This window comes from Streptomyces coerulescens, assembly GCF_042657965.1.
Classification (GTDB): domain Bacteria; phylum Actinomycetota; class Actinomycetes; order Streptomycetales; family Streptomycetaceae; genus Streptomyces; species Streptomyces coerulescens.
Genome location: NZ_JBHSKM010000002.1, coordinates 840219 through 854401 on the forward strand (window position 1 = coordinate 840219; position 14183 = coordinate 854401).

16 protein-coding genes are annotated in these 14183 nt (G+C 71.2%); 6 read left to right on the forward strand and 10 right to left on the reverse strand.

All coding sequences use genetic code 11. From position 1 onward, the window contains the following. Positions 1 to 14: 14 nt before the first annotated feature. The 3 genes from ACFPQ9_RS05230 to ACFPQ9_RS05240 form a co-directional block, all read right to left on the reverse strand. Complete coding sequence (locus ACFPQ9_RS05230) at positions 15 to 1199, reverse strand: cytochrome P450 family protein (RefSeq protein ID WP_380847215.1); 1185 nt, start codon at positions 1197 to 1199, stop codon at positions 15 to 17. 44 nt (positions 1200 to 1243) lie between these two features. Continuing rightward, the gene (locus ACFPQ9_RS05235) at positions 1244 to 1924 is read right to left on the reverse strand and encodes a response regulator transcription factor (protein WP_380847218.1); all 681 of its coding nucleotides are present in this window, start codon (positions 1922 to 1924) and stop codon (positions 1244 to 1246) included. 81 nt (positions 1925 to 2005) lie between these two features. Beyond that, on the reverse strand, positions 2006 to 3250 hold the full coding sequence (locus ACFPQ9_RS05240; RefSeq protein WP_380847222.1) for a sensor histidine kinase: 1245 nt from the start codon (positions 3248 to 3250) through the stop codon (positions 2006 to 2008). Between the two features lie 178 nt (positions 3251 to 3428). Between ACFPQ9_RS05240 and ACFPQ9_RS05245 the strand changes: the two genes are divergently transcribed. After that, entirely contained in the window at positions 3429 to 3629 is a 201-nt protein-coding gene (locus tag ACFPQ9_RS05245) for a hypothetical protein (protein ID WP_380847225.1), read from the forward strand. A 60-nt stretch (positions 3630 to 3689) separates the two neighbouring features. On the opposite strand, the gene ACFPQ9_RS05250 is transcribed toward ACFPQ9_RS05245, so the two are convergent. Next, on the reverse strand, positions 3690 to 4076 hold the full coding sequence (locus ACFPQ9_RS05250) for a guanyl-specific ribonuclease (RefSeq protein WP_380847228.1): 387 nt from the start codon (positions 4074 to 4076) through the stop codon (positions 3690 to 3692). 153 nt (positions 4077 to 4229) lie between these two features. Continuing rightward, positions 4230 to 4856, reverse strand: a complete 627-nt coding sequence (locus ACFPQ9_RS05255) for a dihydrofolate reductase family protein (RefSeq protein ID WP_380847230.1) — start codon at positions 4854 to 4856, stop codon at positions 4230 to 4232. 159 nt (positions 4857 to 5015) lie between these two features. Between ACFPQ9_RS05255 and ACFPQ9_RS05260 the strand changes: the two genes are divergently transcribed. Beyond that, positions 5016 to 5762: an SDR family oxidoreductase gene (locus ACFPQ9_RS05260; RefSeq protein WP_380847233.1), complete on the forward strand. Its 747-nt coding sequence runs from the start codon at positions 5016 to 5018 to the stop codon at positions 5760 to 5762. Positions 5763 to 5810: 48 nt separating this feature from the next. Here ACFPQ9_RS05260 and alc read toward each other — a convergent pair whose 3' ends face one another. Both alc and allB read right to left on the reverse strand, forming a co-directional pair. Beyond that, entirely contained in the window at positions 5811 to 6926 is a 1116-nt protein-coding gene (gene alc, locus ACFPQ9_RS05265; protein WP_380847236.1) for an allantoicase, read from the reverse strand. Between the two features lie 38 nt (positions 6927 to 6964). Further along, a complete protein-coding gene (allB, locus tag ACFPQ9_RS05270; protein ID WP_380847239.1) occupies positions 6965 to 8302 on the reverse strand; it encodes an allantoinase AllB in 1338 nt (445 codons plus the stop codon). A gap of 250 nt (positions 8303 to 8552) precedes the next feature. Between allB and ACFPQ9_RS05275 the strand changes: the two genes are divergently transcribed. Together ACFPQ9_RS05275 and ACFPQ9_RS05280 are read left to right on the forward strand one after the other, a co-directional pair. Then, positions 8553 to 9347 (forward strand): IclR family transcriptional regulator, encoded by a 795-nt coding sequence (locus ACFPQ9_RS05275; protein ID WP_380847242.1) that lies wholly within the window; start codon positions 8553 to 8555, stop codon positions 9345 to 9347. A 5-nt stretch (positions 9348 to 9352) separates the two neighbouring features. Beyond that, positions 9353 to 10042 carry a DUF6304 family protein gene (locus ACFPQ9_RS05280; protein WP_380847245.1) on the forward strand — a complete coding sequence of 230 codons (690 nt, stop codon included), beginning with the start codon at positions 9353 to 9355 and terminating at the stop codon, positions 10040 to 10042. Position 10043: 1 nt separating this feature from the next. Here ACFPQ9_RS05280 and ACFPQ9_RS05285 read toward each other — a convergent pair whose 3' ends face one another. After that, positions 10044 to 10355, reverse strand: coding sequence for a DUF5955 family protein (locus ACFPQ9_RS05285; protein WP_380847248.1), 312 nt, complete (start codon positions 10353 to 10355; stop codon positions 10044 to 10046). 206 nt (positions 10356 to 10561) lie between these two features. On the opposite strand from ACFPQ9_RS05285, the gene ACFPQ9_RS05290 reads away from it, so the two are divergent. After that, on the forward strand, positions 10562 to 11164 hold the full coding sequence (locus tag ACFPQ9_RS05290) for a nucleotidyltransferase family protein (protein ID WP_380847251.1): 603 nt from the start codon (positions 10562 to 10564) through the stop codon (positions 11162 to 11164). Positions 11165 to 11348: 184 nt separating this feature from the next. Next, the gene (aceB, locus tag ACFPQ9_RS05295) at positions 11349 to 12971 is read left to right on the forward strand and encodes a malate synthase A (protein WP_380847254.1); all 1623 of its coding nucleotides are present in this window, start codon (positions 11349 to 11351) and stop codon (positions 12969 to 12971) included. Positions 12972 to 12978: 7 nt separating this feature from the next. Here aceB and ACFPQ9_RS05300 read toward each other — a convergent pair whose 3' ends face one another. Together ACFPQ9_RS05300 and ACFPQ9_RS05305 are read right to left on the reverse strand one after the other, a co-directional pair. Then, complete coding sequence (locus ACFPQ9_RS05300; RefSeq protein WP_380847256.1) at positions 12979 to 13263, reverse strand: Rdx family protein; 285 nt, start codon at positions 13261 to 13263, stop codon at positions 12979 to 12981. Further along, complete coding sequence (locus ACFPQ9_RS05305; RefSeq protein WP_380847259.1) at positions 13260 to 14174, reverse strand: HipA family kinase; 915 nt, start codon at positions 14172 to 14174, stop codon at positions 13260 to 13262. The genes ACFPQ9_RS05300 and ACFPQ9_RS05305 overlap by 4 nt, the downstream gene beginning before the upstream one ends. Positions 14175 to 14183: the final 9 nt, after the last annotated feature.

The following is a 14183-nucleotide window of genomic DNA, read 5'->3' on the forward strand; positions in this document are numbered from 1 at the left end:
GTCCGCGCGCCGTGCTACCAGCGCACCGGCAGACTCCGCACCCCGCGGATCAGCACTCCCGGCAGCCACTGACCCGGCGGTCCGTCCAGGGTCAGGTCCGGGGCTCGCTCCAGCAGGGACCGTATCGCCGTGCGCGCTTCCAGGCGGGCCAGCGGGGCGCCCAGGCAGTAGTGGATGCCGTGGCCGAAGGCCAGGTGGCCGCGGGTGTCGCGGCGGATGTCGAAGCGCTCCGGGGCGGGGAAACGGGCGGCGTCCCGGTCGGCGGCGGTGAGGCCGATCATCACCGCCTCGCCCGAGGCGATCGGCACCCCGGCGATCTCCAGGGGCTCGGCGGCGAACCGGAACGTCGCGTTCTCCACCGGCCCCTCGTAGCGCAGCGCCTCCTCGACCGCACCGTCGATCAGGGTCATGTCGGCGCGCAGGGCGGCCAGTTGGCCGGGGTGGGTGAGCAGGGCGTGGACGGCGTTGGTGATGAGGTGGACCGTCGTCTCATGGCCCGCGATCAGCAGGACGAAGGCCATGCCCCGCAGCTCCTGCGGGGAGAGCCGGTCGCCGTCCTGCGCGGTGGTGCGGATCAGGTCGCTCAGCAGGTCGGCGCTCGGGCCGGCGCAGCGCTTGTCCTCGATGAGTTCGGTGAGGTACTCGGCGAGGCGCACGAAGGCGTCGTACTCGCTCTGTGCGCTCGTCGGGGCGACTGCCTCGGTGGAGATCTTGCGGAACTCCGTGCGGTCCATCTCTGGCACGCCGAGCAGCTCGCAGATCACGGTGATCGGCAGCGGGTAGGCGAAGGAGTCCACCAGGTCGGCGCGGCCCTGCGGGAGCATCGCGTCCAGCAGCTCGTCGGTGATCTGCTGGATCCGCGGCCGCAGTTCCTCCACCCGGCGCATCGTGAACGCGCGGGTGATCAGGCCGCGCAGACGAGTGTGCTGGGGCGGGTCGGCGACCAGCAGATACTTCCCGATCAGCTCCTCGTCGAGGAACGTCACCCCGATCCTGCTGCCGTCCTTGGCGAGTCTGGGGTCGGCGAGCGCAGCGCGCGCCTCCTCGTGTCCCACGACGAGCCAGGTCTCGTGGTGCGCGTCGGGCTCCTGGAGCCGCACCCGGTGCACCGGGCCGTCGGCGCGCAGCCGCGCGTACACCGGGTGCGGGTCCGTACGGAACCCGTCGCCGAACTCCCCCAGGTCGATCACTTCCACCATGGCGTTCCCCCTCCCACTGCACCGAGAACGCACGGCATGCGGCACTAGTGCCCGTTGTCCCCCAATTCCTCCAACAGTCCCGCGTCGTACGCCAACAGGGCGATCTGGACACGGTTGTTGAGGTCGAGCTTGGCCAGGACACGTGAGACGTGGGTCTTGACGGTGGCGACGCTCATGAAGAGTCCGGCGGCGATGTCGGCGTTGGACAGACCCCGGCCCACCGCGACGGCGACCTCGCGTTCGCGGTCGTTGAGGGCGGTGAGCCGTTCACGCGCGCGTGTCCGGCGGGTGTCGGCGGCGGCGCCGGCCGCGTGGTCCATCAACTGCCGTGTGACCGTGGGCGACAGGACCGGGTCGCCGGCCGCGACACGGCGCACCGCGGCGACGATCTCGGCGGGCGGGGTGTCCTTGAGCACGAATCCGGCGGCCCCGGCGCGCAGGGCGCGCAGCACCTGGTCGTCGGCGTGGAAGGTGGTCAGCAGCACCACCTGCGGGGCGTCCTTGCGGCCGCGCAGGCGCTCCGTGGCGGTGAGACCGTCGACCGACGGCATCCGGATGTCCATCAGCACCACGTCCGGCCTGGTGCGGTCGACCAGCGCCTCGACCTCGGAGCCGTCGGCGGCCTCGCCGACGATCTCGATGTCGTCGGCGCCGCCCAGCATGAAGGACAGCCCGGCCCTGACCAACGGGTCGTCGTCGACGAGGAGGAGCCTGATCGCAGTCATGTGCCTTACGTAATCACGGTTGTTCGGACTTCAGGTGCCGGACCGTGAGGTGTGACCCCCGCACCCCGGGTTCCCCGAACGTCACGCCCACGGCAGCAGTCCCCGCACCTCGAACCCCCCGTCCGCCGTGGGCCCGTGCTCCAGCCGTCCGCCCGTGAGCGTGGCCCGCTCGGTCAGGCCGATCAGGCCCTGTCCCGAGCCGGGGACGTGCGGGACCGGGCCCTCGGGCGCGGGGTTGCGCACCGAGACGCACAGGCCCTCGCCCGATGCGCCGGTCACCGTCACGGTGACCTCGGTGCCGGGGGCGTGCTTTCGGGCGTTGGTCAGGCCCTCCTGGGCGATGCGGTAGGCGGTGCGGCCGACGGAGGAGGGTACGGCGCCCGGGTCGGTGACGCGCTGGTCGAGGGTGACCTTCATGCCGGCCTCGCGGGACTCGGTGACCAGCGCCTCCAGTGCCGCGAGGGTCGGCTGGGGGCGGCCGCCGTCATCGGCCTCGCCCGCCCGCAGCACGCCGATGATCTCCCGCAGATCCTGGAGGGCCTCGTGTGCGCTCTCCCGGATCACGCCCGCCGCCCGCTGGATCTCCTCACGGGGCGCGTCGGGCCGGAACTCCAGGGCCCCGGCGTGCACGCTGAGCAGCGTCAGCCGGTGGGCCAGGACGTCGTGCATCTCCCGGGCGATGGCTTCGCGCGCCAGCCGCTGCGCCTGCTCGGCGCGCAGACCGGCCTCGGTCTCGGCGCGCAGGGCGCGGTCGCGCAGGCTGAGCATGAGCTGCCGCTTCGACCGTACGAACATGCCCCAGCCGACGATCGCGCCCGTCAGCAGCATGCCGAAGACGATCGCCCAGATGTACGGCACGTCAGGGTCGGGGCGCAGCCAGAAGAACAGCGGGACCAGCGCCAGGTCCGCCAGGGCCACCCAGGCGACGTACCGGAAGGGCCGGTGCACGGCGAGGGTGAAGAGGGCGACCACGCTCGCGCCGCCCGCGGTGTTGGACACGAAGCCGATCGGGACCATCGCGACGGCGAGCCCGAGGGGCCAGCGGCGCCGCAGCCACACCGCGGCGCACGAGAGGGCGCCCAGCACCTGGTCGAAGGCGGCGTAGCCGTCCGGCAGGTCCTCGCTGCGCAGTGTGTCGGCGGCCAGCAGCCCGATGAACACGGCGAGCAGGAAGCAGGAGAAGTCGACCACCCAGTCGCGTGCCGTGCGCCGGGTTCGCCCGGAGCGTCCGGGGTCGAGTCCGAGTTCCTTCACCAGGGCGGACGGCAGCAGCCAGCGCGGCCCCGCGAACGCCTGCGGGGCGTGCTCCTGCCTGTCACCACTCACGGTCGACAAATCTACGCAGTGACGGGCACGGATGCTCTTCCTTGGGCACGATCACCGACCAAAGTCGCGGCATCGCCGACTTTCGACGCGCCGGCCCGCGCGGAAGGGGGACTTCCGTCGGTCATGCCTCGCCCCGCGGCCGATTGGTGTGGGGGGTCCGCGGGGCGAGAGTCATGACATGAAGCAGTTGTTGGAGATCTTCGGATTCATCGCCCTGGTGCAGGGCATCGCCGGTCTGGTGCACGAGTTCACCGACCTCAAGTGGGGCCTCGTGCAGCGGATCGGCTTCCTCGACGGCTTCGAGATCTACGCGAGCATCGCGCTGCTGGTGCTGGCGTTCGCGCTGTTCGCCGCCGCCGAGAGCCGGAAGTCCGGCTGAACCCGGACCGGACTTCCGGCCGGTCGCACCGTTCCTCGGCGTCGACCGTGGCCCGCGGGCTCAGCAGCCGTAGTCGACCAGGTCGAACGACTCGTAGTGGTCGGCCGTGTAGTAGTCCTCCTGGTTCTCCTCACCGGTGACGATCCGGCGAGCTCCGCGTGTGGGGGACCCGGGAGTGATGACGGTGTACTCGTGGTAGTACCCGGCCGACTGGCTCGGCAGGATGCCTTCCCGGTTCTGGAAGACGGTGCCGTCCTGCTCGTACGGGAAGGGACCGCCCTGCTCGATGAGGTCGAGCGTGTCGTGCGCCTGGGAGGGCAGGTCGCCGTAGCAGATGCTGCCCACGGCCGCGGCGGCCGGCGTGGCGGTGACGGTGCCGCCGACGAGAAGGGCGGACAGGACGGCGGCTGCGGCGCCGATGCGAGTGATTCGTGGGGGGAATCTCATGACTTCATGATGACGCGCGTAGACAGTGGCATGTCAATGTCAAGAAGGGAGATTTTCCCTTCGCGTCCGATGAGTTCTCGGGAAGTTAACGTGCGCCCCGGCGCTCTCACCCGATCTCCATGAGGCCGTGCGAGAGCGCCGACGAGGGGTGTTTCACGCATCTTCGGGAAGTCCGAAGGTGCCGTACTCGGGGCGGCCCGCCAGGTCGTAGGAGTTGATGGCGACGCCCGTGCTCGTGCTGCTGCCGCCGGTGTGCTTGAAAGCGGTCGGCACGGCGCCCTCCGTGAACAGCCGGTGGCCCGAACCGAGCACGACCGGGAAGGTCAGCAGGTGCAGGGTGTCCACGAGACCGAGGGCCAGCAGCGACCGGACGAGGGCGCCGCTGCCGTGCACCTGGAGCTCGCCGTCGGTGCGCTCCTTGAGGGCGGTGACCTCCTTGCCCAGGTCACCGCTGACCACGGTGGTTCCGGCCCACTCGGGGTCGGTCAGCGTGGAGGAGGCGACGTACTTCGGCAGCGCGTTGAGCTTGGCGGCGACCGGGTCGGCCGGGTCGGTCACCTTCGGCCAGTACGAGGCGAAGATGTCGTACGTACGCCGCCCGAGGAGGAAGGCCGCGGGGCGCCCGAAGACCTCGGTGATGAACTGCCCGAAGTCGTCGTCGGCGTACGGAAAGACCCAGCCGCCGTGCTCGAAGCCGCCGCGGGTGTCCTCCTCCCGGCCGCCGGGCGCCTGGTAGACACCGTCGAGCGTGACGAAGAGGGTGGAGACGAGCTTGCCCATGACGAGTGCCTCTTTTCCGGGGTGGCGTCTGCTGTCATGAGCTCAGACCCCGCCGGCACCCGCAACTCATCGGTGGTCGATGGTGCGGGACCGGAGGAGGACGACCTCCGTGTCCGTCGGCCGCCAGCATCGCGGTCCCCGCGGGGCTGGGATGGACCCATGACAACCACTTACGGAACTCTGCACGACAAGGTCGCCCTGGTCACCGGCGGCAGCCGCGGCATCGGCGCGGCCACGGCACTGCGGCTGGCGAGGGAGGGCGCGGACGTCGCCGTGACGTATGTGCACGGCAAGGAGGCGGCCGAGGACGTCGTACGGGCCGTCGAGGCGCTGGGCCGACGGGCCGTGGCACTGCGGGCGGACGCCGGTGACGCGGCGGAGGCGCAGGACGCGGTGGACCGTGCCGCCGAGGCGCTGGGGGGTCTGGACGTGCTGGTGAACAACGCCGGCATCGGCGTGCTGGGGCCGCTGGAGGGCCTGTCGCTCACCGATGTGGACCGGGTCCTCGCGGTGAACGTCCGGGGCGTCTTCCTGACCTCACGGGCGGCGGCGGCCCGGATGGGCGCCGGGGGCCGGATCATCACCATCGGCACCTGTATGACCCAGCGGGTGCCCGGCCCCGGCGGGACGCTCTACGCGACCAGCAAGTCGGCGCTCATCGGGCTGACGAAGGCGCTGGCCCGCGAGCTGGGCCCGCGCGGGATCACGGCGAACATCGTCCACCCGGGTCCCATCGACACGGACATGAACCCGGCCGACGGCCCGTTCGCGTCCGGGCAGGCGGCCATGACCGCGCTGGGCCGCTTCGGCACGGCCGACGAGGTGGCGTCGACGGTCGCGTACCTGGCCACGGCGGACTACGTCACGGGGACGGAGTTCGCGGTGGACGGGGGCCACGCGGCGTGAATGGACGTGGGGCGCACCGGTGCTGTCCGGCCGGTGCGCCCCACGGGCTCAGCCGCCGAGCTCCTGGTGGCGCGCCGCCAGGGCAGCCGCGCCCTGTTGCGTCAGGGAGCCGTGCAGGCGCAGCCGGGAGATGCCGCCGTCCGGGAAGATGTCCACGCGCGCGTGCGTGCCGACGGCGGCTTCCGGCAGCACGAAACGGTGGTTGGTGTCGGGCTGGAGGCGGGTGCGCGGCAGGATCTCCGTCCACTCACCGTCCTCGCCGTCCTGCACCGACACCGACGCCCAGCCCGCGCTGTTGCCCTTCAGGTACGCCGTGTCGATCTCGACGGCCCTGATCCGGGACTGCGCCACCAGCCGGTAGCGGATCCAGTCGTTGCCCTGGTCGCGGCGCCTGCGGGTCTCCCAGCCGTCGTCCATCTTGCGGGAGCGGCCCGGCTGGATGGTGTTCGTGGCGGGCGAGTAGAACAGGTCGGAGGCGTCCTCGACCTGGCCGCCGTTCTCCAGGGCGACCACGTCGAAGGTGTCCAGCACCGCCAGCCACTCGGGGTCGGGCACGACCTCGCCGTGCACGCGCAGCCGGGCGATGCCGCCGTCGGGGTGCTGGTTGACCCGCAGATGGGTGAAGCGCTGCTCTGCGGAGACGGCGAAACCGTTCGCCGCGTGGCCGCCGATCGGCGTGCGCGGGACCAGGGTCGTCCACTTGACGTCGTCGCCGAGCAGTTCCTCGGGCGACGGGGATCCCGGTACGGACGCGCCCTCGACGGAGACCGCCTGCGGGTAGTTGCCGCGGAAGTGGGCCGTGTCGACGACGATCCCGCGGATCACACCCGGCGCGCCGAGGCGCACCAGCGCCCAGTCGTGGTCCTCGGCCGTCGGCCACGGGTGCCCGGAGGAGGCACCGCGGCGGCGCCGGGTCTCCCAGCCGTCCATGATCTTGCCCTTGTGCCCGAAGTGCTCGGGGTCGAACTCGGCACGCTCGGGCACCAGCAGGTTCTCGCGCTGGGCGAAGAACTCGTCGTTGGCGGCGATGACTCCGGCGCCGAGGCGGCGGTCGGCGAGGTTGGCGTACTGGGTGAAGGGGAAGTCGGCGGTGCGGTAGTCCGCGTACGGGTCGCCGCCGCCGTAGGGGTTCGCGTCGCCGGTGAAGCCGGGTATCGCCGTCACGGTGATCAGGTCTGCCTTTCGAGGTCGGTGGGTGGGATTCAGTGGGTCCGGGTGAGGAGTCGCCCCTTCGGGTCGGTGAACTCGCCGTCCGCGACGATGCGTTCGCCACGCAGCCAGGTGGACTTCACGACGCCGTACAGCGTCTTGCCCGCGTAAGCCGTCACGCGGTTGCGGTGCTGGAGGGCGGCCGGGTCCACGGTGAAGGTCTCGTCGGGCGCGAGGACGGCGAAGTCCGCGTCGCGGCCGGCCTCGATGGCGCCCTTCCGGTCAAGGCCGACGAGCTGAGCGGTCCGCGCGGACATCCAGCGGACCACGTCCTCCAGGCCGTGCCCGCGCTTGCGGGCCTCGGTCCAGACGGCCGCCAGGCTCAGCTGGAGTCCGGAGATGCCGCCCCAGGCCGTGGCGAAGTCGTCGGTCTTCAGGTCGGCCGTGGAGGGCGAGTGGTCGGTCACGACACAGTCGACGGTGCCGTCGGCCAGTGCCTGCCACAGCAGGTCCTGGTTGGCGGACTCGCGGATCGGCGGGCAGCACTTGAACTCGCTGGCGCCGTCCGGGACTTCCTCGGCGGTCAGGGTGAGGTAGTGCGGGCAGGTCTCGACGGTGATCCGTACGCCGTCCCGCTTGGCCTCGGCGATCAGTGGCAGCGCGTCGGACGACGACAGGTGCAGTACGTGCACGCGCGCGTGGAGGCGTTTCGCCTGGGCGATCAGCTGGGCGATGGCGGTGTCCTCGGCGTCCCGCGGGCGCGAGGCGAGGAAGTCGGCGTACTTGGGACCGCCGTGCTGCGGCGCGGCGTCGAGGTGGTGGGGGTCCTCGGCGTGCACGATCAGCAGTCCGCCGAAGGAGGTGATCTCGGCCAGGGACTGGGCCAGCCGGTCCTGGTCGAGGTGCGGGAACTCGTCCACGCCGGACGGCGACAGGAACGCCTTGAAGCCGAAGACACCGGCCTCGTGCAGCGGGCGCAGATCCTTGACGTTGTCGGGCAGGGCGCCGCCCCAGAAGCCGACGTCGATGTGCGCCTTGTCGGCGGCGACGTCCTGCTTGGTCCGCAGGTTGTCGACCGTCGTGGTCGGCGGCAGCGAGTTGAGCGGCATGTCGACGAGGGTGGTGATGCCACCGGCCGCCGCGGCGCGCGTGGCGGTCCAGAAGCCCTCCCACTCGGTGCGCCCGGGGTCGTTGACATGCACGTGCGTGTCGACCAGGCCGGGCAGCAGGACGTCGTCGCCGAGGTCCACCAGCCGGGCGCCGGACGGGACTTCGGCGTCGTGGCCGAGTACGGCCGTGATCTTGCCGGCGGAGACCGCGACCGAGGCGGCCCGTGTCCCCTCCGGGGTGATGACGCGCGTCGAGCGCAGCACCAGTTCAGCGTCGGACACCCGGACCCCTCTCTGCCGCCCCATGACTTCCGCTCAGCGGAATTCAACGTTCTGTTGAAGGAGTCTTCACTCCCGTTCCGGTGCCGTCAAGGGCACACTTCTCCACAGTGCACCCGTGCGACACTCTCTGGACGTTTCCACAAAGCGGAATTACAATTCCATCAAGCAGAACGTAGCTACGCACAACCAGGGAGTCAACCGACCGACGGGTAGGCTTCTACCCTTCCACCGGTCCCGAAAGGAACGCGCCGTGCCGACGTCCAGCGCCAGCACCACCGACACCGCCAAGTCCAACGGCGGCGGGGTCCAGTCCCTCGAGCGCGCCTTCGATCTGCTGGAGCGGATGGCGGACGCCGGTGGCGAGGTCGGCCTCAGCGAGCTGTCCGCCAGCAGCGGGCTGCCGCTGCCCACCATCCACCGCCTGATGCGCACGCTCGTGGCCTGCGGATACGTACGCCAGCAGCCCAACCGCCGCTATGCCCTCGGCCCGCGCCTGATCCGCCTCGGCGAGTCCGCCTCCCGGCTCCTCGGCACCTGGGCCCGCCCCTACCTCGCCCGCCTCGTCGAGGAGACCGGCGAGACCGCGAACATGGCGCTGCTCGACGGCGACGAGATCGTCTACGTCGCCCAGGTGCCGTCCAAGCACTCGATGCGCATGTTCACCGAGGTCGGCCGGCGCGTGCTGCCCCACTCCACCGGCGTCGGCAAGGCGTTGCTCGCCTCCTTCCCGCCGGAGGAGGTGCGCGCGCTGCTGTCCCGTACCGGGATGCCGGCCGCCACGGAGAAGACGATCACCACGCCGGACGGATTCCTCGCGGCGCTGGAGGACGTGCGGCGGGCCGGCTACGCGGTCGACGACAACGAGCAGGAGGTCGGGGTGCGCTGTCTGGCGGTCCCCGTCCCCGACTCCCCCACCGCGGCGGCGATCTCGATCTCCGGTCCGGCCGGCCGGGTCACCGAGGCGGCGACGGAGAAGATCGTGCCGGTGCTCCAGCAGGTCGCCGGTGAACTGTCCGAGGCACTGGCCGCCCAGAACCAGGCCTGACTCCGGTGCCGAGCTGGGCAGGGCGGTACACCGACCGGCACGGCTCGGAGGAGATGGTCCTCGAGTCGGACGGCCGGGAGTCGATCCGTACGACGATCAGGGGTGTCCCCTTCGAGGGCGACACGATGGACACGCTCGGCGCTCTCGCGGGCGATCCGCCGGTCGACGCGATGTTCACCTTCCTCGACGGGGATCTGTGCGCCTGCCTCCTGGAGTGGGAGCTGACGATGCCCGTCGAGTTCGAGGGGCACGGCGAGCGCCTCGCCACGGTGCACTGCGCCCTGCGGCTCGGGAACCCGAAGGTCTCGGGCGGCCTGGACGAGGAGCACCTGACCGTCACCCTGCGTCTCGACGGGCGCGACTACCGCACCACGCATCCCACGTACGACTTCGAGGACGGGCTGGAGGAGATCGCGCTCGCGCTGCCCCCGGGCACCCGGCTGAAGGCGTGCATCAGCTGTGCCTGGTCCGACTACTTCCCGGTGGGCCACGGCATGATGACCGGGCTGGCCTGCTTCCGGGACGCCAAGGACGCCTACCGGCGCTGCGACGGCAAACGCGGCCCGAACGGCATCTTCGCCATCTGGCCGCAGCGCACCGAGTTCGTCCAGGAGACCTGGCTCTGCGACCAGTTCGAGCCACGGACGGGGAACCCGGGCTACCGGGGGGACTTCCCGGCCCGGCGCCGGCTCTGACCTAACTGCGCGGTTCGCCGAACATCTCCACCGCGTCACGCACCTGGGTGAGCCCCGGGGACAGTGCGCTCACCGAGCCGATCGCGCCCGCGATCAGCAGCAGCGACCTCCGCAGCCGGGGAGTCTCCGGCGCCCCCGTGACCACCATCGCGGCCAGTGCCGCGAGTTCGTCCTCGGCGATGGCGCGGTCCGGGAACTCGGCAGGATGCGCGGCGAGTTCACGGCGCAGCCGGGACACCGCCGTCCGCAGTTCCGCCACCCTCGAGTCCTCGTCGCTGCCCGTCACCGGCCTCTGCCCCAAGCTCCGCAACAAAGCTCCCCCTCGCACGCCGTTGTGCGCCAGCCATCGCGCAATCCCCGCCGAGCGCCCCTGGCACAGCTCGGGCGCCGGGGACGCGGGCCAGTAAACGCCACCCATTGCCCGAGCGCCACCACGCGGACGGAAATTCAGTCGTTGGGAGTCGGGCACTCGCGCAGGTGTCAGGTATGCAGGACGCATGACGCAGAAGAACGTGACGCATGGCTGAGAAGGAACCGCCCCCGGTCGCCGGTCTGCTGCTCGCCGCCGGCGGCGGACGACGCCTGGGCGGACGCCCCAAGGCCCTGCTCCCGCACCGTGGCCGGCCGCTCGTGGAGCACGCGGCCGGGGTGCTGCGCGCGGCCGGCTGTGCCCGCGTCCACGTGGTGCTGGGCGCCGGCGCCGAGGCCGTACGGGAGCGGGCGGAACTCGGCGGCTGCGTCCTGGTGGAGAACCCGGACTGGGCCGACGGCATGGGATCCTCGCTGCGCGCCGGGCTCGACTCGCTCGCCGGTACGGGGGCGCGGGCGGCGCTCGTCTCGCTGGTCGACCAGCCCGGCATCGGGCCGGAGGCGGTCGGGCGCGTACGCGCCGCGTACGCGAACGAGGCGTCGCTCGTCTCGGCGGTCTACGACGGGGTACGCGGTCACCCCGTCCTCCTCGGCGCCGCGCACTGGGCCGGCATCGCGGCGACCGCGACCGGCGACCGGGGGGCGCGCGCCTACCTCAGGGAGCACGAGCGGGCGATCACGCTCGTCGAGTGCGGGGACGTGGCGCGGCCGTACGACATCGACACGGAGGCCGATCTGGTCCACCTTGAGTGAGCGGGGTGGCACTGAGCGCCACTATCCCTCGACTCAGAGAATCTCGACGTCAACAAACCATTGAAGTTCCACGATAAGGAAACTAGTATCCACTGTTCAGAAGCGCCCTACCGCTCCAGGGGCGTTCCTCGCCGTACCCGGTTCGACTGGCACCCGGTGCCACCGCTGAAGGAAGTGACAGCTCATGTCCGCACCAGCGCCGTCCCCGCTGGCCATCGTCGACGCCGAGCCCCTGCCGCGGCAGGAGGAGGTCCTGACGGAGCCGGCCCTCGCCTTCGTGGCCGAGCTGCACCGCCGGTTCACGCCCCGGCGTGATGAACTCCTCGCCCGTCGTGCCGAGCGCCGCGCCGAGATCGCCCGCACCTCCACGCTCGACTTCCTCCCGGAGACCGCCGCGGTCCGCGCGGACGACTCCTGGCGTGTGGCCGTGTGCCCGCCCGCGCTCCAGGACCGCCGGGTCGAGATCACCGGCCCCACCGACCGCAAGATGACCATCAACGCCCTCAACTCGGGCGCCAGGGTCTGGCTCGCCGACTTCGAGGACGCCTCCGCGCCCACCTGGGAGAACGTCGTCCTCGGCCAGATCAACCTGAGCGACGCGTACACCCGGAACATCGACTTCACCGACGAGAGGTCCGGCAAGTCGTACGCCCTCAAGGACGCCGACCAGCTCGCGACCGTCGTCATGCGCCCGCGCGGATGGCACCTGAACGAGCGCCACCTCCAGGTCGACGGCGTGCCGGTGCCCGGCGCCCTCGTCGACTTCGGCCTGTACTTCTTCCACAACGCCCAGCGCCTGCTCGACCTCGGCAAGGGCCCCTACTTCTACCTCCCCAAGACGGAGTCGCACCTGGAGGCCCGCCTCTGGAACGAGGTCTTCGTCTTCGCGCAGGACTACGTCGGCATCCCGCAGGGCACCGTCCGCGCGACCGTCCTGATCGAGACGATCACGGCGGCGTACGAGATGGAGGAGATCCTCTACGAACTGCGCGACCACGCCTCGGGGTTGAACGCAGGCCGCTGGGACTACCTGTTCTCCATCGTCAAGAACTTCCGTGACGGCGGCCAGAAGTTCGTCCTGCCGGACCGCAACGCGGTCACGATGACGGCCCCGTTCATGCGGGCGTACACCGAACTCCTCGTCCGCACCTGCCACAAGCGCGGTGCGCACGCGATCGGCGGCATGGCGGCGTTCATCCCGTCCCGCCGGGACGCCGAGGTCAACAAGGTGGCCTTCGAGAAGGTCCGCGCCGACAAGGACCGTGAGGCCGGCGACGGCTTCGACGGCTCCTGGGTCGCCCACCCCGACCTGGTCCCGATCGCCATGGAGTCCTTCGACAAGGTCCTCGGCGACCGGCCGAACCAGAAGGACCGGCTGCGGGAGGACGTCCACGTCGAGGCGGCCGACCTGATCGCCGTCGACTCCCTGGACGCCAAGCCGACGTACCCGGGCCTGGTCAACGCCGTCCAGGTCGGCATCCGCTACATCGAGGCGTGGCTGCGCGGCCTCGGCGCGGTCGCCATCTTCAACCTCATGGAGGACGCGGCCACCGCCGAGATCTCCCGCTCGCAGATCTGGCAGTGGATCAACGCGGGCGTCGAGTTCGAGAACGGCGAGCACGCCACGCCGGAGCTGGCCCGCAAGGTCGCCGCAGAGGAACTGGCGAACATCCGCGCCGAGATCGGCGAGGAGGCCTTCGCGGCCGGCCACTGGCAGCAGGCCCACGACCTGCTCCTGGAGGTCTCCCTCGACCAGGACTACGTGGACTTCCTGACGCTGCCGGCGTACGAGCAGCTGCGCGGCTGACTCACTGTCATGTGTCCGAGTGGCCCAGGGACTTCCCCGGGGCCACTCGGTCGCGTACGGCCTGCTTCACGGCCGTCGGCTCGGGGAAGCCCTGCTCGCGGCGGTCCCAGACCACCTCGTCGTCCACGCGCACCACGAACACCCCGCCCCTGCCCGGCTTCAGCGCCAGTTCGGACAGCTCCGCCTCGAAGGTGGTGAGCAGTTCCTGCGCCAGCCAGACCGCACGCGGCAGCCATCTGCACTGGGTGCAGTACTCGATCTCGACACGACCACTCGTCCCAGGGCCACTCATCCCAGGTGCACCGCCCCATCCTGTTCCGCGGCCGGCTTGCCGTGCAGGTCGGGCACCTGCTTGAGCCAGTTCGGCCGGCCTTGCCGAGTCTTCGCCGCCCTGCGGGCCTCCTCGGCGGCGAGTTCCTCCCGGGTGGGGAAGTCGGTGGGGAGCCAGGCGGCGGAGGCCCGCACGCGCGCGTGGAGGTGGGCGACGTAGGCGTCGCGGACCTCGCCGGGCGACAGGGCGCCGGGCTCGTGGGCCAGCCAGGCGTCCGGCACCTCCGCGACGATCGTCCGCAGCAGTTCCTCGGTCACCCTGGGGGCCAGTTCCGCGTCGGCGGCGCGCACGTCCGGGGCGTAGTGGCCGAGGGCGTGATGGCGGAAGTCGTAGGACTTCTCGGGGTCGGCGCCGTCCCAGCGGTGGTGGAAGATCAGGGCCGCGCCGTGGTCGATCAGCCACAGGCGCGCCGGGACCGTGCCGGACGTCGGCCAGATCATCAGGTTCGAGCTGTGGACCGTACGGTCGACGTTCGCGGTCAAGGCGTCCAGCCAGACGATCCGGCCGGCCTCCAGCGGGTCCACGCGGAAGGTCTTCGCGACCTCCGGGGTGAAGTCCCGCGCGCCCGGCAGGAAGTCCATGCCGAGGTTGACGCCCGCGCTCGCGGCGTGCAGGTCCCGCACCTCCTGGTGCGGCTCGCTGTCCGCGACGGCGGGGTCGAAGTGCACCAGCACCAGCTCCGGGAAACGCAACCCCAGCGCCCGGGCGAGCTCCCCGACGATCACCTCGGCGACCAGCGCCTTGCGGCCCTGCGCGGAGCCGGTGAACTTCACGACATAGGTGCCGAGGTCGTCGGCCTCGAAGACACCGGGCACGGATCCGCCGGACCGTAGCGGGGTGACGTAACGGGTCGCGTTGACCTCTCTCAGCATGGGACGAGC